The sequence below is a fragment of the Sphingomonas psychrolutea genome (genome assembly GCF_014636175.1).
Taxonomy (GTDB): domain Bacteria; phylum Pseudomonadota; class Alphaproteobacteria; order Sphingomonadales; family Sphingomonadaceae; genus Sphingomonas; species Sphingomonas psychrolutea.
Window position 1 is genome coordinate 1 of sequence record NZ_BMDW01000032.1, and the last position, 17,708, is coordinate 17,708.

Here is a 17,708-nt window from a genome sequence, read left to right on the forward strand (position 1 = left end):
TCCTGTTGCCGCACGGCTGGCTCTTTCCGGGGCGCAGCTACACCGATCCGATCTCGACGCGGCAGCTTCACCGCGCGGTCTGTGAGGCGGCCGACGCCGCGGGGATCCGCAAGCGTGTCAGCCCGCACACGTTGCGGCACAGCTTCGCCACCCACCTTCTCGAACAGGACGTCGATATCCGCGTGATCCAGGTGCTGCTCGGGCACAGCAAGCTGGAGACCACCGCGCTCTACACCAAGGTCGCGACCCGCACGATCCATGCCGTGACCGGTCCGCTCGACCGGCTGATGGCGTTGATGGAGGGCCAAGAGCGAACAGGGCCGCCCGCCGGTTGAGCCGATGCGCGCCTCGCTCGAGGTCGCCGACATCTTCCGCAGCGCAGGACCTGCCTACCGGGCCGCGCATGTCGGGCATCTCAGCCTGCACCAGCTCAAGGTCATGTCGGCGATCGAGCATTGTCGCACCGCCGTCATGGGCGGGCACGTCGAGGCCTGCAGCGACTGCGGGCATTGGCGGGTTGCCTATAACAGCTGTCGCAACCGGCATTGCCCGCGGTGCCAGGGTGCGGCCGCACGTACCTGGCTGGCGGAGCGCGAGGCAGATCTGTTGCCCGTGGGCTACTTCCACGTCGTGTTCACGCTGCCCGCCGAGGTCGCCGACGTCGCGTTCCACAACAAGGCACTGGTCNGCCTCGACGGTGCCCATCCAACCGGTGCATCGCATCATCAGAAAATCGTCGTTATCGACGACTGCCTGGCCTTTTGTGGCGGCATCGACATGACCAGCGAGCGGTGGGACATGCGCGAACACCGGGATGTCGAACCGCGCCGCATCAATCCGAAGGGCAAAACCTACAAACCTTGGCATGATGCGACGACGGCCCTGCAGGGACCAGTCGCCGCTGCGCTAGGAGACTTGTCGCGTGAGCGTTGGGCGAGTGCCGGAGGCGATCCGCTTGATCCAGTCGACCAGCAGACCGATTGTTGGCCCGAGGGTCTGGCACCCGATTTTCACGACGTGCATGTGGGCATTGCAAGAACCCGGCCTGAGATGCCCGAATGCCCCGAAGTGCGCGAGATCGAGGCGCTGTTCGTTGCCCAGATCGCGGCAGCTCAACACAATATTTATGCGGAGAGCCAATATTTCGCGTCGCGCAAGATCGCGGAAGCTATCGCCAAGCGTCTTGCCGAAACGGGCTGTCCGGAAATCGTTATCATCAATCCGCTCGCAGCCCAGGGCTGGCTTGAGCCGGTCGCGATGGATACCGCCCGGGCCCGGCTCGTGGCGGCACTGATACAGCGCGACAGGTTTGGACGATTGCGAATCTATCACCCATTTACTGCACAGGGCGAGCCAATCTACGTCCACGCCAAGGTGATGATTGTTGACGGGCGAACGTTACGGATTGGATCGGCCAACATGAACAATCGTTCGATGGGGCTCGACACGGAATGTGACGTGGTAATCGACGCTGGCGAAGAAGGCAGCGTCTCGATCCGCGCGATCCGTGATGGTTTGATTGCTGAACATCTTGGCGTTTCCGTTGAAATGGTCGCGGGCGAGATCGAGGCAAGCGGATCGATCATTGCGACGATCGAGGCGTTGCGGGGCACCGGCCGGTCGCTTCGTCCATACGAAATCCCAGAATTGTCTTCCGTGGAAGAATGGCTCGCCGACAACGAAGTGCTCGATCCCGAAAGCGCGTCAGAGATGTTCGAAGCGACGACCAGCAAGGGATTGTTGAGGCGACTGCGTCATCCCGGCGGTAACTAAACCGGGCCGCGAGTTCGTCAGGACGCGATCGTCACGGGTCGCTGTCCTTTCCCTGAGCCGACGCGCTACGCTGGCGACAACTGTTACCGATGTGGAACCATTTCTGCGGTGGCCCGTTTGTGAATTAAGTTAAAGGGAGAATAAAAATGGCTGAGTATCGCAACACCGACGGGACGACCGCTGTAGAAAAGCGCGGCAATACCGGTCTTGTCATTGGCGGCGTCGTGCTAGCCGTTCTCATCATCGTGGGGCTTCTTTTTGCAACCGGGTTCTGGAGCGCGAACGTCAAAGGCGGCGCCTTGCCAACCGTCAATGTCAGCGCGAAAGGCGGTGACATGCCAAGCGTCGATGTTCACTCGAAAGAGCTGGTTGTCGGCACAACCAAGCAAACCGTGACCGTCCCCAAGGTCGAAACGCAGAAAACGACGATCGATGTGCCGACCGTCGGCGTAAAAGATGACGGCAAGAAATAACGCATCTGAGCCTACGATCGCCCCGCCAATTTTTGGCGGGGTTTTTCGTATCTGCGCCGTAGCCGTCCGCCTCATCGAGGCTGCGTCCACGGTGGTCGGCCGGCGTTCGACCTCGACGTGGGTCATCTAACCGCACGGAATTAGCGTTCGGCACGCTTGCTAACGTCTGAAAGTCGTGGATACACAATAGCACGACCACCGCGCTCGCCAAGCTCGATCGTGCTGGCCGACTAAAGGCCAGGAGAACCACCATGAACACCCCCGCCATCAATGCACTGCGATCGCTCATTGCTGACGATGGCGGTACGCTCTTGGACGAATGGCTGCTGTCGTTGAAAGCCGCAGGTGGTGCTGCCAATGGGCGTGTTAACGAGAACGAGCTACGCACGCAGTGCCGGGATTTCCTGGCAGCCTTACAGGGTGCTTTCGAGTCCGATGCGCCAACGGATACGCACACTGCTGCATACGAGCCAGTAACGGCCATACTTGACGAGATGTCCCGCTCGCGTGCGCTGCAGGGCTTCAGTCCAAGTGAGACGGCAACATTCGTCTTTTCGCTGAAGCACCCGCTGTTCGCGAGGCTGAGACGTTCCAGCAAGGACGTCGAGGCCCTTGGCGACGGGGCTTGGGCGCTGACCGAAGTGATGGACTCGCTCGGCCTTCACGTGATGCAGGTTTATCAGACCAGTCGCGAACAAGTGATCAAGCGCCAGCAAGAGGAGATCAGCGAGCTTTCGACGCCCGTCGTCAAACTGTGGGACGGCATCGTCGCGCTGCCTCTTATCGGCACGCTGGACAGTTCGCGCACTCAGATCGTGATGGAAAATTTACTGCAAAGCATCGTCGATCAGGAAGCGGAAATCGCCATCATCGACATCACAGGCGTTCCTACAGTCGATACGCTGGTGGCGCAGCATCTGTTGAAGACGGTTGCAGCGGCGCGGTTGATGGGCGCGGATTGTATCATCAGCGGTATCCGTCCGCAGATTGCCCAGACGATGGTCCATTTGGGCGTGGAGCTGAACATGGTGTCGAAGGCATCGCTTTCGGACGCGCTGGCACTCGCGCTGAAGCGCACCGGCCGCATGGTCGTGCCTCGGCCGATTGCGAGCAAGAGCTGAGATGGATCGCATTCCGATCCTGAAGCTCGGCTCCGCGCTTCTCGTGACTATTCAGGTCGATATGCATGACCGTCTCGCCAAAGCGCTGGAGGACGACATCACGGCGAAGATCATGACCACGGGTGCCAAGGGCGTGTTGATCGACATCTCAGGCCTCGATATCGTGGATAGCTTTATGGGGCGAATGCTCGACACGATTGCCTCGGTCGGCCGGATGCTGGACGCCACGACGGTCGTCGTAGGTATGCGACCGCCCGTCGCCATCACACTGGTCGAACTTGGTCTAACGCTGGTTGGCGTCAAAACCGCGCTGAACGTCGAGCGGGGTATGGCGCTCATCGGCATCTCGGTCGACGACTTCGAGGAAGTCGACCGGCATGACGGGGGGTGAGACCATTCCCATTCGTGAATCCTCTGACGTCATCCGAGTACGGGCCGAAGTCCGGCGTCTTGCAATCGGCCTGGGATTAGGTGTCGTTGATCAGACCAAGATCGTGACCGCGGCAAGCGAATTGGCCCGCAACACCCTTGTCTATGGTGGCGGCGGACATGCGGTGCTTGAAGTCGTGGAGGGCAAAGGACGCCGGGGACTGCGGCTCTCGTTTGAAGATCACGGTCCGGGTATCCTCGACATCGGACAAGCGATGATCGACGGATACAGCAGCGGCCGCGGGCTGGGGCTTGGCCTCAGCGGCGCGAAGCGGCTTTCCAGCGAATTTGAAATTACGTCCGTGGTTGGCGAGGGAACGCGTGTCGTCATCACGCGGTGGAACTAGTCCATGGATTCGATCCCCATCGCCGATCCCTCCCAGACCGGTGACGCACGTCGCAATGCGATGGCGCTGGCCAAACGTCTGGGTTTTTCAGAAACGGGTATCGGCCAGGTCGGCATTGTAGCGACCGAGCTGGCCGGTAATCTTTTAAAACACGCCGGCGGTGGCGAGCTGTTGATCGGCGGGTATGAGGATGAGACAGGCAGCGGCTTCGAATGTCTCGCTCTCGATAATGGCCCGGGCATGGCGAACGTCGCAGCGTGTCTAGAAGACGGCTATTCCACCTACGGCACCAGCGGCAATGGTCTTGGCGCAGTCCGGCGGCAATCTTTGGTTCTGGACATCTTTTCGCAGCCGGGGCGCGGAACAGCAATCCTTTCTCGCATAGCAATAAACCCGCCTCGCCAGACGCCGCCAATGTCGCGCTGTGGCGTTGTATCGGCACCCTATCCGGGCGAGACCGTCTGTGGCGACGGCTTCCGTTTTATAGAAGCAGAGGACGGGTTCAGCGCCATGGTCGTCGATGGCCTAGGCCATGGGGTTTACGCTGCCGAGGCTTCGAATGCGGCTGTTATGACTTTCAACAGGCTAGTCGGCAAACCACCGGAACAGATTGCTGAAGCGATGCACGCGGATCTGCGAAAGACTCGCGGGGCGGCGGTAGGTATCATGTGCTACCGTAAGCAGGACGGGCTCGTCAGGTTTGCCGGTGTCGGGAATGTCGCGGGTGCAATCTTCCGACGGGGAGAGACACGCAGAATGGTGTCGCATAACGGTACGGTCGGCCATGTTGCGCGCAAGTTCCAGACCTTCGACTATCCCGCTGTCGCGCCTTTTGTGGCAGTGCTCGCGTCGGACGGGCTAAGCACCAGTTGGAACCTGGAGAGCTATCCCGGCCTGCAGACGCGTCACCCAGCCCTGATCGCTGGCGTGCTGTATCGCGATTTCCGCCGCAAGCAGGATGACGTCACCATCATGGTTGTGAGGTCAGAGCCGGAATGAGACGATCTATTCTGACCGTTCCTATCGTGTCCGAAGGCGATGTCGCATTTCTGCGGCAACGGTCCCGTCGGGTAGCTGAGCTCCTCGGCTTCAGCCAGCAGGACCAGACACGGATCGCCACAGCGGTGTCGGAGATTGCGCGCAATGCCCTAAGCTACGGGCGCGGAGGCCAGGCCGAGCTGGCTGTCAGCACTGCCGAATCCGGCCGAGACTTGCAGATCCGTATCATCGACAAAGGTCCAGGGATCGATGATTTGACGGCTATTTTGGAAGGGCGGTATCGAAGCACGCAGGGCATGGGCGTTGGCATCACCGGCGCTCGGTGCTTGATGGATCGGTTCGACATCGACACGTCCGCCGAAGGAACGTGCGTAACGCTTGAAAAGATATTGCCGGTTTCCGCGCTGGGCACCGACGCTGCGATTGCACGGCTTGTCGACTGCCTTTCCGCTGATGCGATGGCCGATGCGGACGGTGAAGTTCGGCTTCAGAACGAGGATCTGACGCGCGCGCTGGAGGTGACAACGGATCGCCAGGTTCAACTCGATCGGCTCAACGCCGAGCTTGTCGAGACCAACCGCAGCATGATCTCGCTCCATGCCGAACTAGAGAACCGTGCCGAACAGCTCAAGCGGTTCAATGACGGCCTCGAAGCCGCCATCGCGGCAGCGATCAAGGAGCGCGACGAGGCAGAGGCATTACTCCGTCAAGCCCAGAAGATGGAGGCGCTTGGTCAGTTGACCGGTGGGGTCGCGCACGATTTCAACAATCTGCTGCAGGTCATCGTCGGCAATCTAGAACTGTTGGACCGGCAGCTGCCTGAGGATGCACCGCGGTGGCGCCGGTCGGTGTCGAACGCCATGGAGGGCGCGAACCGCGCTGCGATCCTCACGCAACGCCTTTTGGCTTTCTCACGGCTCCAGCCGCTCAATCCAAAGCCGATTGACGTTGCTCAACTCAGCCACGGCATGTTTGATATCTTGAGCCGAACGCTCGGTCAGCATCTTGAACTAGCGATCCGGATCGATCCCGATCTGTGGTTCGCCGAGGCTGATCCCCATCAGCTCGAAAACGCCATCGTCAATCTCGCCGTGAATGCCGGGCATGCCTTGGTCCAGGGCGGGACCGCAATCGTTTCGGCTCATAATGTCGATGCGGCCGCAAGCCACGCGGTGGTCGGGTTGGAGCCAGCGCAATACGTTGCCATCTGCGTCTCTGACACGGGGACCGGTATGTCGCCCGATATTCTGGATCGTGTGTTCGAGCCTTTTTTCACCACCAAGGACGTCGGCCAAGGCACCGGTCTTGGTCTCAGCCAGGTTTTCGGCTTTGCGAAACAGTCACGCGGGCACGTCAAGATCGACAGCATCGTTGGTGAGGGCACAACTGTAACCATCTACCTTCCCCGTTCCATGGACGCTCCGATCGAAGCTTTCGTCGCAACGCTCAAACCGACGATGAAAGCCGCGCCGTCGGAAACGGTGTTGGTGGTGGAAGACGATCTTCAGGTGCAAAATTATACGGTCGAAGCGTTGACCGAGCTTGGCTACCGGGTTCAGCGGGCAGACGATGCCGTTATTGCTCTGGACGTCTTGGGTAAGATCGATCGTATTGATCTTATGCTAACAGATGTGATTCTGCCTGGTGGTTTGAGCGGGCCGCAACTTGCCGAAAGGGCTCAAAAATTACGCCCCGGTCTCAAGGTGCTATTTGCAAGCGGTTACATCCGTGATGCCGTCACCGATACCGGTCATCTCGCTACCGGCATCGATCTTTTGCAAAAGCCCTTCCGTTACGACGAACTTGCGCTCAGGGTTCGCCAAGCCTTGGATCAGCCAGTGTCGACCGCCGGATCGATTCCAGTCGGCCACGCAGATCTTACGCCTGTCGGCGGCGGCGCAAGCAGAGACAACCGCGGCTTTATGTAAATGAGCCTCATGACTGATTATGCGAACGCACGGATCGGAGCCTCTATTGCGGCCGGATTAGACCGCTTCGCGTAAAATTGCGCTCATTACGGCATCTCGCTTTCGAGTGCGGATCTGACTTGGGCGCAAAACGACGCCACCGGTGCCGCCACCTACAATGGAGTGCGCGCGGCCTTGGCCGGATCAATCACGCATGCCTGAACGAACGCGCAAAATAGACCACTCGGCGCTCTAAAGCGGACATGCCCGTTTCCACCCATTTTGCCCAAATGCGGACGCTCTGCATTTTCCCCAGGTTTGCCATCGAATTCCGCGGCTTTCGTTCGGCAAAATCGTTAAAAAAAGACGATTGCGCGTCTATTCCTCCAACTCCGGCGAGGCTATTCGGCGTTCGCAAACATCGCGCACAAGCGCTTGCAACGTGCCGACCCGCTCGCCCAGCCACCGCAACTCTTCGGCGCTGATCTCATAATGCGGAGAATAGCGCGCGTTCACGTAGGCTTGGCGCAACAGATCAAAACAACGTCGGCTGAACTTGTCTTCGCGGGGCCACGCCGAGATCAATTCCGGCGCGATCTCCTCGCAGTGGGATCGTAGGAAGTTCAGGCGGTGAGACTTCGGACTGTACAGTGTCAAAGTCAAAAGGACGCTGTGGTACAAGCGCTCTGTGGCTTGGTGGAGGAGAAATGCCGCCTCGTTACGACCCCCTTTGGAAATCGCAAAATCGGCGGTCTGGGTGAACATTACAGCGCTTGGAAACCACTTCTCGAAATAGGCTCGTGCTTCGGCGAACGCCTCTTCCGGTGGCAACTTACGCGGTTGAGCGAAAGGAAACCCTTCGGCTTCGTAGAGCGCCACCCCCTGCTCGACGATGTCGATGAAAAACGGTCGCCCGCGCTCCAACTGCGAGTTCACATCGTTGAGCGTATGCACGATAAAATTGACCGGTGCCGTCAGCACGCCAGTGATGGTCAGATCGCGCATGAGCCGATCCTCGGCCGGCGACCAGAATTCGAAATCGCCCAGTCGGTCGTCGCTGACGACGATCAGGATGTCATAGTCGGATTTATACCCCCCAACCGGATCATCGACCCAATCGCCGCGCGCGTAGGAGCCATAGAGCACGATCTTGAAAATGCGCCCCTGCTTCGCCCATTTCGAATTGCCGCGCGCATGAACCGCCCCGAATTCCTCGAACAGCACGCGAACGACGTGCGCCAACTCGCGCTGTTTCGATTGTGGCAAATGGTCGAGAAGGTCGCGCATCGGCACATACTAGCAACATGGTGGAGTCTCTGCACAGTCGAGAAAGAGCCTATGCTCGTTCGGTCGCCAATGCCACGTCAGTGATCGCAACCCGCAAGGGCTGAGACGCCTGAGCCGCTTGGCGACGCAACCAGGGTCGTAGAGCACAGCCGCACTGAAACGCGGAGACACACGCCTTTTTTCCGGCACTGTGCTTCGGCACTTCACGCCGAGGAAAGGACGCGGCGCGCTTTAGCGAACTCCCGGTCCGCGCCTATGAACATCGCCAGAATCGGAGCGACGAGCTTCTCGGGCGGTTGGTTGGGCTGCTCATTCTCGGCCCCGTGCACCGCCGCATAAGCGACCAAGTCGCGGTAGATGGCAGCCGGTAGCTCGACGGAAATCTTGACCGGCTTGTCCTCGACCAATGCCCCAAGTTTCAGCCTGCCCATCATCTGTCTCCGGTTCGGGGCGGTGCAAGCACCAAATCGTGCGTGACGATGACCCGCACCGGATAGCCCGCCCGGATCGTCAGCGTCGGCTGGATATTCAACTCGCGGCGCACGATCTGCTGACCGGTCTGGCTGACGGTGTCGGACGTGCCCTGACGCACCGCGCGCACCAGGTCGCTGTCACTGCTAGGGCAGGCTCTGCGACGGCCTCGGTCACTTCCTACCCTTTCGGCCCATGGCGTTGGATCGAACGATGCTTACCGTCTCGGAGCCCTGCTTGCCGCCCATGCGAAGCTCCGCGGCCGCGAACAACCGGTCTACGATCATGAAGCGACCCCGAACACGGTAGTTGACGAGCTCGCCCGCGCCGCGTGCACCCACGACGAACAGCGGCGGCATTTCACCCTGCGCAATACTAGCCGGGAATTCGATGAAGACCTGGTGACCATCATCGAACGCACGGAGCGGCCGCCAGGCGGGACGATCGCCCTCGATCGCGTATCCAAATTCGAGTGTCGCGATATCGAGGTCGCCCGCAATCGGAGCGACGGCGACCGCAGCGGCGTTTTGCCGACGCAGCGCGATCAGTTGGTCCTGCGGATAGGTCCAGGAGACCGAGGCCATATAGGTGGCCGGCGTCGCGCGCAGCTCGAGATGATAGGTCCGCCGGTCGGTGTTGATCACCAGATTGGTGGCAAGGTCGCCGCGCGTCGGCTTCACGAGGATATGGACCCGGTTCGTTGTGCCAGCACCGCTGGTCGTGTCGCCAATGATCCAGCGCACGGTGTCACCGACTGCTACCGGTCCGGCCCCGACAAGCTGCTCACCCTCCTGCAACCCGATATCAGTAACCTGTCCGGGCGCGGTGTAGATCTGATACAGTGCGCCTTCGGTCCAGGGATATTGCTGGATTGCATTGAGAAAGCCGTCGCTGGCTGGCTGGATGCGCGCGGCGGCATTGGCGATCACAACCCGAATCTTGGGATCCGGGTCGATCATTCTCGCGCTGAGGCTCGGCAGCCGCTTCAATTGGCCGGGCAGCGGCAGCGGAACGGGTATCGCGATGATCTCGCGTTGCCCGGCAGGCTCTGCTGCGTGCTGCGCCGGCGTCGTGGTCGTGAGGTCCAAAGACTGCGCCTGTGCCTGATACGTCGCGCAGCCCGTCAGTATCGTGGCCGAGGCCAGCAACATGTCTTGGACGGAAAAGCGAGGATTCAGGCGGGTCATTGGCTGAGTTCCTTCGACCAGTTGATGGCGTTGACGAACAGGCCAAGCGGGTTCTTGCGGAGTGCGTCGGCGGTGCGCGGCGGCTGGACCACGACGGTGATGATCGCCGACCAGCGCTCGGTCCGCGCCAGACTACCGTCCTGATAATGGCGCTCGGTCCAGCCGACGCGAAAACTGTCGGCCGAGGCGCGCACGACGCTCGACACATCGACGGCGACCTGCACCTTGCCGATCTGCGCGAACGGGTCGTTGGAACGCGCATAATCGTTGAGCGCGATTGCACCCTTCTCGGTCGTGAAATCATAGGCCTTAAGCCAATTTTCGCGGACCACGACAGGGTCGGCGGCTATGCCGCGAACATCCTCGATAAACGCTGCCAGATGGAAGGCGACCTGCGGATCGGTCGGTTTGTAGTCAGCGGTGGCCGGTGCCACCGATTTCGCTTCGCCGAATTTGTCGACTTCGACGACCCAGGGGACGATCGTCCCGCGTGCATTCTGCCACAACAGCCCGCCGGTCAGTGCGCCCGACAGCGCGAGCGAGCCGAAGCAGGCGAGACGCCAGTTGCGCGCCTGCACGCGGGCAGAACCGATCCGATCATCCCAGGCTTGGCTGGCGCGCTGATAGGGGGTGACCGGCTCGGGCGTCTGCCCGTAGCGGATCGAGGGGCGTTTAAACATGAACGATCAATCCTTCTGGTTGAGATCGATGGAAGAGCCAGCCCCGCCGCCGTCACCGGAGCCTACGGTGTGCGCGGCGACGGCCGCGGCTTGCCCGACAGCCTGACGGCGCTTCATGGCGGTAGCCCAAGCGGGCTGTGCGGATGCGCCAGCGCCCCCACCCCCGCCAGACGTGCCTTCGCCAGCACCGGCCCCGGCTTGCTTTGCGGCATCAGCGGCTTTGCGAAGCGGAGAGGCTGCGGCACTCATGGCGGCCTTGCCGACGCCGGACAGGCCACCGGCTACGCTTGCCGCACCTGACTTACCGGCTGCGCCCGACTTATAGGCAGAAGCAGCACCGCTGGCGGCGCGCACGCCAGCCGAGGCGGCTGCACCGATTCCGCCGGTAGCGGCACCAGCCGCCAGTGCGGTCGCAGCGGCCGCACCACCGACAACGCCTGCCGCACCAAGCGCGGTGCCAGCGGCGGCACCAGCGCCGAGCTGCGGTCCCCCTGCGACGATGCCGTTGGCAATGCCCGGACCGAAAATCCCGAGACCCAGTAGGGAGAGGGATGCCAGCACGATCGCCATCGCATCTTCGATCGTCGGCTGGGTATCGGTGACGGAGGTGAATTGGCTGAACAGGGTCGAGCCGATGCCGATGATCACGGCGAGCACGAGCACCTTGATGCCCGACGAAATCACGTTGCCGAGCACGCGCTCGGCCATGAAGGCGGTCTTGCCGAACAGACCGAACGGGATCAGCACGAAGCCGCATAAGGTCGCGAGCTTGAATTCGATCAGCGTGATGAAGAGCTGAATTGCCAACACGAAGAAGGCGAGCAACACGATCACCCAGGCGAACAGCAGCACCGCGATCTGGATGAAATTCTCGAAGAAGCTGACATAGCCCATCAGCCCCGAGATCGAGTCCATTATCGGCCGTCCCGCGTCGATCCCGACCTGGGCGACCTTGCCCGGGTGGAGGAGATCGTCGGCGCTGAAGCCGGCGCCCGACGCCTTGATGCCGAGCCCGGCAAAGCTGTTGAAGACGATCTTCGCGAGCGAATTCCAGTTACCAATGATGTAGGCGAACACACCGACGAACAGCGTCTTCTTGACGAGCCGGGCGATGATGTTGTCGCCTTCGCCCCACGTCCAGAACAGGGCCGCGAGCGTCACGTCGATGACGATCAGCGTGGTCGCGATGAACGCGACTTCTCCGCCCAGCAAGCCGAAGCCAGAATCGATATAGAAGGTGAAGACCTCAAGAAAGCGGTCGATGACGCCGGTGCCACCCATCTCAGCGCGCTCCCGTGTCGGACGACGGGAGTGCAACTTCGCTGTCATTGGTGATCACATCCGGCGTTTCGGACGCCGGGGCAGTGGCAGTGGCGATCGGCGGGGTCAGCGCTGTCGGCGCACCAGTTGCAAGGAAGCGCCGCCGGTTCTCGGCCCAGGCACGCAGACACGCGCCGTCGTTCGCACCGGCCTGCCCGATCGACTGGCAGCGAATCAGTTCGGCGCGCCACGGCTCGCTCAAGGCTACGGCAGCGACCGGGGCCGCCACAGCCTCGCTACTGGGCGCACGCCGCATGTCGATAACGGCGACGGTGATCACGATCCCGACGAACGCGATGGCGCCAATGCGCGGAAGGGTCTTGCCATCCATGATGCTCGCCTCAGTTATGGAACATGGAGACGGCGCCGCGCTGATAGCCCGTCCCCGGGGTCAGGAAGCGCCGAAGCTGTTCGCGCGCCTGGTCCTGCGCAGCGGCCCTTTGCGCGGCGTCAAGCGACTGCGCCCGGCCTTGCGCAGCGAGCAATGCGGTCAAGTCGGCGAGCTGCTGCGACTGCAGCGCCAGGAGCTGGTTGCCGGCCTGCGTCGCTTGCAGCGCGCCGCTCGCCGACTGGCTGGACGTGACCAATTGGTCCATCGTCGCCTTGGCGCCGTCGATATTGCCGACGACACCGGCCTGGACTTTCAGCGCATCTTCGAATGCGCCGACCGAGTTCTCCCAGCGATCCTTGGCGCCAGCGACCAAGGTCTGATCGCTCGCCGACATGCTGACGCCGCGATATTTGGTGCTGAACACCTGATCGATCGACTGGACGTCATAAGCGATCCGCTGTGCGCTGTTGAGCAGCTGCTGGGTCCGTCGCACCTGTGCTTGCAGTTGCGCGAGCGAGGAGAAGGGCAGCGACGCCAGATTGCGCGCCTGATTGATCAGCGATGTCGCCTGATTCTGGAGCTGCTGGATCTGGTTGTTGATCTGCTGCAGCGAGCGTGCGGCGGTCAGCACGTTCTGCGCGTAGTTGCTCGGATCATAGACAATACCGCCGAATTGCGCCTCGACTGGCACGCTCGCGACCATCAGCGCGACGGCGAGGCTCGGCACGGCGACACGATAAAGGATCGAACGCTTCACGATGAAGTCTCCTGATGGACGGTGGGAAGAAGGTCGGCGGCCCAACCGGCCCCGCGTGCGCGCAGCCAGGCCGCGGCAAAGCCCGCACGCCCGTGCTGCTGGAGCAGTTGCGCGATCTGGAGCTGATCGGTTTTTGAAGATGCCGCCACGAATGCGAGCGCGACTTCGCCTAGGCCAAGATCGAACAGACGATTGCCACGACGCGACTGGCAGTAATAGTCGCGCTTTGGGGTCGCACGCGCGAGGATCTCGATCTGCCGATCGTTCAGCCCAAAGCGCCGATAGATAGATGAGATTTGTGGCTCGATCGCGCGCTCGTTGGGCAGGTAGATGCGCGTCGGACAGCTTTCGACGATCGCAGGCGCGATCGCACTGGTTTCGATGTCGGCGAGACTTTGTGTGGCGAAGATGACGCTCGCATTCTTTTTGCGCAGCGTTTTCAGCCATTCGCGAAGCTGCTGCGCGAAGGCTGGGCTGTCCAAGACGAGCCAGCCCTCGTCGATGATGATGAGCGTCGGCGACCCGTCGAGCCGACCCTCGACGCGGTGGAACAGATAGGAAAGGACCGCAGGGGCGGCACCCGAGCCGGTCAGACCCTCCGTTTCAAACGCCTGGACGCGGCCGTCACCGAACTGCTCGTTCTCGGCATCGAGCAGATTCCCGTAAGGCCCGCCGACGCAATAGGGCGCGAGCGCCTGCTTCAACGCGCGCGATTGCAGCAATACCGTGAGGCCGGTGATAGTGCGCTCACCCACCGGTGCTGATCCCAAGGAGCCGAGCGCCGACCAGAGATGCTCCTTCACCTGCGGATCGACCGTGATGCCTTCGCCTGCGAGGATCGCGGCGAGCCATTCCGCGGCCCAGTTGCGCTCCGCCGGGTCATCGACGCGCGCGAGCGGCTGGAGAGACACGCCACCGGGACCGTCGTCGTGCAAGCCGCCGCCAAGGTCTTCCCACTCGCCGCCCATGGCGAGCGTTGCGGCCCGGATCGAACCGCCAAAGTCGAAGGCGAAGATCTGCGCGCGCTCATAGCGCCGGAACTGCATCGCCATCATTCCGAGCAATACTGACTTGCCTGCGCCGGTCGGCCCGACGATCACCGAACGCCAGCGTGAGCCCAGTAACGATGATTATGATCACTGCGACGATCTTGGCGACCGGTCCTTCGATGCTTTCGAGAATCGACTGAAGCGGCGCTTCCCAAGGCATGGATGACCCGGCGGCATAGGCCGGAAGTGCCAGGAACGCAGCGGCCGCAGCGGTCAGCAATGGCGGAAGCGTGCGCTCATTTGCGAAAGGAAGGCGGAGGGTCATGCTTTTGCTCCAATTTGGCCGGGGACGGCAGGGAAAATATTGTAGTTGCCGTCGGTATCGAGCCCATCGACCCGAGCGAGTTCGGCAAGCCGCCGGCCACGACCATCGCGGACGAGGACCGCAACGAGATCGATCGTCTCGGCGAGCAGAGCGCGCGGCACGGTGACGACGGCTTCCTGGATGAGCTGCTCCATGCGGCGCATCGCGCCGAGCGCGGTGCCGGCGTGGATCGTGCCCACGCCGCCCGGGTGGCCGGTGCCCCAGGCTTTCAGGAGGTCGAGCGCTTCGGCACCGCGCACCTCACCGATCGGAATGCGATCGGGCCGCAGCCGCAGCGACGAGCGGACCAAGTCGGAGAGCGAGGCGACGCCGTCCTTGGTCCGCAACGCAACCAGATTGGGGCTAGAACACTGAAGCTCACGCGTGTCCTCGATCAGAACGATTCGGTCGTCTGTCAGCGCGATCTCGGCAAGCAATGCGTTGGTGAGCGTGGTCTTACCGGTGCCGGTGCCGCCGGCGACAAGGATGTTCAGGCGCGCGGGCACCGCCGCGCGGAACACGGCCGCCTGATCAGCCGCCATGATCCCGGCCGCGACATAGTCGTCGAGCGTGAAGACCGCGACGGCGGGCTTGCGGATCGCAAAGGTCGGCGCCGCGACGACAGGCGGTAGCAGACCCTCGAACCGCTCTCCCCCGTCCGGCAATTCGGCCGAGACGCGAGGGTTGCCGGCGTGAACGTCAACGCCGACATGGTGCGCGACGAGGCGCACGATGCGCTCGCCGTCCGCGCTGGCCATGATGTGGCCGCTGTCGCTGACGCCCTCGGCCAGCCGGTCGATCCACAGCCGCCCGTCGGGGTTGAGCATGACCTCGATGACCTTGGGATCATCAAGCCATGTCGCAATGGCAGGGCCAAGGGCAGTGCGCAGCATTCTAGCACCACGCAAACCGGCTTCGGATCGGATTGGAAGAACGGCCACGCAACACCCCGAGAAATGGCCTCACCCATGCGGTGCGGCTGACGGGGATGATTAAGAGAGACAGAAAGGGCCGATACTCAACAGCAAAGTCAGGGCGTCGCGGTGTAGCGTAGAACGACTTGCAATCGGCGTCGTACTCGCGAACCGGTTTCATGGGCGCGATCCGCTTCAGGCCGTTTCAGCGGTTTGCGCCGGACGCTGCCGAACGCCGATTCCTGCGAAGGTAGATTGCTGGCTTTCGACGCTGCGACCCTGACACAGTCGGTTTGCGTTCCATATCGGACGTTAGGCACAGACGGTTGCCGGCTCTAGCTAGGGCCACGTTTTCCCGATTTCATGCACGCCCCGCGCGTCGCGGCGAATGTCGAAGAAAGCCGAGCTAACCTTGAGACTGCTGGCTAAACCGCTGGTGCGAGACCGCGGCTACGTGCTTCGACTGCTGCCTTAGCCAGAAAATTCTCGATGCCGGCAACGGATGGCTGACGACATAGCTGGAGAGCTTCGACTTCGGTGAGACAGTCGATCCCGTGCCCGAATTGGGCTCGCCAGAGTTGATCGAGTTCTTCGCCATGCCGCTCCCATAGCAGATCGCGCGTCTCAGGTCTCAACGAAATGCGTCGAGCATCGCGGCTTTCGGTCAGCGTGGTGATCGCGATGACCTGCCCGCCATGCGCCTCTACGTGGCCACGCAGATTGGCCAGCGTGCCGCCCAGCCCGACGTGATCGTCCACCAGCACGTAAGCCGCACCGCTCTGCACATCGCCGTCAAAGACGGCGGGCGTGACCAGCCTTTGGAACGCCGGGGCGCGGGTATGGCCGACCTTGTTGGTCTGCACGATCTCGCCGGCGACCACGGTCAGGTTGTAGGTGCGGCCGAGCACCTGCGCCATCGCGTCAGGGATGGCGTTGAAGCCATGGGTTTCATCCGCGATCACCGGCAGGAGAAACGCCTCGCGCGGACCGATGAACGAGCGCAACACCTCGACAGACTTGATATCGAGAAGGTCGCTGGCGAGCGTCAACGCGGCTTCGGGATCGCCTGACTTGGCGCTCGCATAAGATGGATGGCCGTCGCGCTTCAGAACGGTCGTGTGGACTACCGCGTTTGGGAAATCGGCGGGCCATGGAAGGCGAGTCGCTTGAATAGTCATGGCGGCAGAGGTACCTCGACTCTCGGCTTTTGCGGACCCCGAATCGCGAGCGCCATGGCGGTTCGCGAACGCAATTTGACCGGACAATGCGGGTCGCATGCGGCTGTTGGCTTCTTGCTCTCGGATTCACAACATTATGCGGACTACAGCGCCTCCTTCGCCTCGGACGATCGGCACGGATCACGCTTTCACGCGCGCCTAAGTGCCAGCGAGAAACGCGTTTCGAACTGAGTTACGCGACCACTTCTGAACGCCCATGACGCCCAAAATGCGATATGGACCGCACACCCTACGCAGCTGGCCCATGCGGCCTTCAGCGCCCGGGCACGTCGCGCGAAACCTCCCTGCTGAGACGGGGGCCGTTTTCCATCTTTCGCGCAAGCGATTCCACGAACCGCTCCCAGCGGTCCTTTCCCATCGCCTGCGCCGCTGCCAATGCGGTGTCCGGGAGCGGCGCATTGTTGGTCAGCCAAAACCGGATGAACAAAGCGAGCGTTTCGTTGGTCAGTTCGACATTCCATTCCAGCCGCTCGGCTTGACGGGTCAGTCGATCCAGACGCCGCGCCAGCGCCGCTTCGAGGCGGTCGGCTCCATCGGGCGACAGGAACGAGGTCAGCGCTGCTTCGAGGATCGCTCCCTGCGGCACCTTTCGTGTCCGAGCATGCTCGGCGAGGTCACGCCCGAGTTGAACCGGAAGACGAAAGGTCAGCTTCACGCGCGGCTTGATCGTCATAGCGCAATCCCGTCACCGGGATCGAGCGACGCCTGACGCGCGAGGCCAGCGGCACGATCCTGTAGCCGGCGTCGAGCGATCTCATCTTCCGGGTTTGTCAGGATTCCGAACTCGAATTCGCTTTGTGGTGCCTTGGGTAGCGGCACGATCTCTTCCTGCACTGGCAAATCGGGTTCGCGTCGTATGCCTGCGTTCGCGGGATCGCCCGTCGGAGTGATGTCTCGAATAACTTCCATTTCTCCCTCGTCCGGTGGCCTCACCACAGCTTCTTTCTTTACGACGTCCGCCGGCGTCGGCGCCGGTGAGACGATGGCTGGCGCAGCAACCGGCGGTGCGCCCGTCCAATGGCTTTGTTGCATAACGTCGCGAGAGCATAACCGCGCTTTTACTTGAAGATGTTATGAGAGGCGGACGGTCACCGGTGTTCCTATTTCGGAGAAGCGATTCA

The 17,708-nt window shown here is 61.9% G+C and carries 20 protein-coding genes and 2 pseudogenes; 8 read left to right on the plus strand and 14 right to left on the minus strand.

What is annotated here, in order from left to right; translation table 11 throughout:
- From IEV62_RS17315 to IEV62_RS17350, 8 genes are all read left to right on the plus strand, one after another.
- A partial coding sequence (locus tag IEV62_RS17315) for a tyrosine-type recombinase/integrase (protein WP_188449734.1) occupies positions 1-335 on the plus strand: 335 nt, incomplete at its 5' end.
- A gap of 4 nt (positions 336-339) precedes the next feature.
- Positions 340-1,773 carry an IS91 family transposase gene (locus IEV62_RS17320; protein WP_188449735.1) on the plus strand — a complete coding sequence of 478 codons (1,434 nt, stop codon included), beginning with the start codon at positions 340-342 and terminating at the stop codon, positions 1,771-1,773.
- A gap of 146 nt (positions 1,774-1,919) precedes the next feature.
- Positions 1,920-2,246 (plus strand): hypothetical protein, encoded by a 327-nt coding sequence (locus IEV62_RS17325; RefSeq protein WP_188449736.1) that lies wholly within the window; start codon positions 1,920-1,922, stop codon positions 2,244-2,246.
- 251 nt (positions 2,247-2,497) lie between these two features.
- On the plus strand, positions 2,498-3,367 hold the full coding sequence (locus tag IEV62_RS17330) for an STAS domain-containing protein (RefSeq protein WP_188449737.1): 870 nt from the start codon (positions 2,498-2,500) through the stop codon (positions 3,365-3,367).
- A gap of 1 nt (position 3,368) precedes the next feature.
- Positions 3,369-3,758, plus strand: a complete 390-nt coding sequence (locus tag IEV62_RS17335; RefSeq protein ID WP_188449739.1) for an STAS domain-containing protein — start codon at positions 3,369-3,371, stop codon at positions 3,756-3,758.
- Positions 3,745-4,143, plus strand: coding sequence for an ATP-binding protein (locus tag IEV62_RS17340; RefSeq protein ID WP_188449741.1), 399 nt, complete (start codon positions 3,745-3,747; stop codon positions 4,141-4,143). Before IEV62_RS17335 ends, IEV62_RS17340 begins: the two co-directional genes overlap by 14 nt.
- Positions 4,144-4,146: 3 nt before the next feature.
- A complete protein-coding gene (locus IEV62_RS17345) occupies positions 4,147-5,142 on the plus strand; it encodes an ATP-binding SpoIIE family protein phosphatase (RefSeq protein WP_188449743.1) in 996 nt (331 codons plus the stop codon).
- Between the two features lie 26 nt (positions 5,143-5,168).
- On the plus strand, positions 5,169-7,070 hold the full coding sequence (locus IEV62_RS17350; protein ID WP_188449745.1) for an ATP-binding protein: 1,902 nt from the start codon (positions 5,169-5,171) through the stop codon (positions 7,068-7,070).
- 357 nt (positions 7,071-7,427) lie between these two features.
- Here the strand turns inward: IEV62_RS17350 and IEV62_RS17355 are convergent, their stop codons facing one another.
- The 14 genes and pseudogenes from IEV62_RS17355 to IEV62_RS17420 form a co-directional block, all read right to left on the minus strand.
- The gene (locus IEV62_RS17355; RefSeq protein ID WP_188449747.1) at positions 7,428-8,336 is read right to left on the minus strand and encodes a HEPN domain-containing protein; all 909 of its coding nucleotides are present in this window, start codon (positions 8,334-8,336) and stop codon (positions 7,428-7,430) included.
- 203 nt (positions 8,337-8,539) lie between these two features.
- Positions 8,540-8,770 (minus strand): DUF2274 domain-containing protein, encoded by a 231-nt coding sequence (locus IEV62_RS17360; RefSeq protein WP_373868609.1) that lies wholly within the window; start codon positions 8,768-8,770, stop codon positions 8,540-8,542.
- Positions 8,767-8,952 (minus strand): annotated as a pseudogene (locus IEV62_RS17365) (TrbI/VirB10 family protein); the annotation flags it as partial. The gene IEV62_RS17360 and the pseudogene IEV62_RS17365, both read right to left, overlap by 4 nt.
- A gap of 28 nt (positions 8,953-8,980) precedes the next feature.
- Positions 8,981-9,994 carry a P-type conjugative transfer protein TrbG gene (gene trbG, locus IEV62_RS17370; RefSeq protein ID WP_188449749.1) on the minus strand — a complete coding sequence of 338 codons (1,014 nt, stop codon included), beginning with the start codon at positions 9,992-9,994 and terminating at the stop codon, positions 8,981-8,983.
- A complete protein-coding gene (gene trbF / locus IEV62_RS17375) occupies positions 9,991-10,674 on the minus strand; it encodes a conjugal transfer protein TrbF (RefSeq protein WP_188449751.1) in 684 nt (227 codons plus the stop codon). Before trbF ends, trbG begins: the two co-directional genes overlap by 4 nt.
- Before the next feature lie 6 nt (positions 10,675-10,680).
- Positions 10,681-11,955, minus strand: a complete 1,275-nt coding sequence (trbL, locus tag IEV62_RS17380) for a P-type conjugative transfer protein TrbL (protein ID WP_188449753.1) — start codon at positions 11,953-11,955, stop codon at positions 10,681-10,683.
- Position 11,956: 1 nt separating this feature from the next.
- Positions 11,957-12,325: a putative entry exclusion protein TrbK-alt gene (gene trbK-alt / locus IEV62_RS17385; RefSeq protein ID WP_188449755.1), complete on the minus strand. Its 369-nt coding sequence runs from the start codon at positions 12,323-12,325 to the stop codon at positions 11,957-11,959.
- Positions 12,326-12,335: 10 nt separating this feature from the next.
- Positions 12,336-13,082: a P-type conjugative transfer protein TrbJ gene (gene trbJ / locus IEV62_RS17390; RefSeq protein WP_268234250.1), complete on the minus strand. Its 747-nt coding sequence runs from the start codon at positions 13,080-13,082 to the stop codon at positions 12,336-12,338.
- A pseudogene (locus IEV62_RS17395) lies at positions 13,079-14,185 on the minus strand (TraG/VirB4 family ATPase); the annotation flags it as partial. The gene trbJ and the pseudogene IEV62_RS17395, both read right to left, overlap by 4 nt.
- Positions 14,109-14,396, minus strand: coding sequence for a TrbC/VirB2 family protein (locus IEV62_RS17400; RefSeq protein WP_229733352.1), 288 nt, complete (start codon positions 14,394-14,396; stop codon positions 14,109-14,111). The pseudogene IEV62_RS17395 and the gene IEV62_RS17400, both read right to left, overlap by 77 nt.
- Positions 14,393-15,376 (minus strand): P-type conjugative transfer ATPase TrbB, encoded by a 984-nt coding sequence (gene trbB, locus IEV62_RS17405; protein ID WP_188449757.1) that lies wholly within the window; start codon positions 15,374-15,376, stop codon positions 14,393-14,395. Before trbB ends, IEV62_RS17400 begins: the two co-directional genes overlap by 4 nt.
- A gap of 398 nt (positions 15,377-15,774) precedes the next feature.
- Positions 15,775-16,398, minus strand: coding sequence for a hypothetical protein (locus IEV62_RS17410; protein ID WP_188449759.1), 624 nt, complete (start codon positions 16,396-16,398; stop codon positions 15,775-15,777).
- A 442-nt stretch (positions 16,399-16,840) separates the two neighbouring features.
- Entirely contained in the window at positions 16,841-17,260 is a 420-nt protein-coding gene (locus IEV62_RS17415) for a CopG family transcriptional regulator (RefSeq protein WP_188449761.1), read from the minus strand.
- Positions 17,257-17,619 (minus strand): hypothetical protein, encoded by a 363-nt coding sequence (locus IEV62_RS17420; protein WP_188449763.1) that lies wholly within the window; start codon positions 17,617-17,619, stop codon positions 17,257-17,259. The genes IEV62_RS17415 and IEV62_RS17420 overlap by 4 nt, the downstream gene beginning before the upstream one ends.
- Positions 17,620-17,708 lie beyond the last annotated feature (89 nt).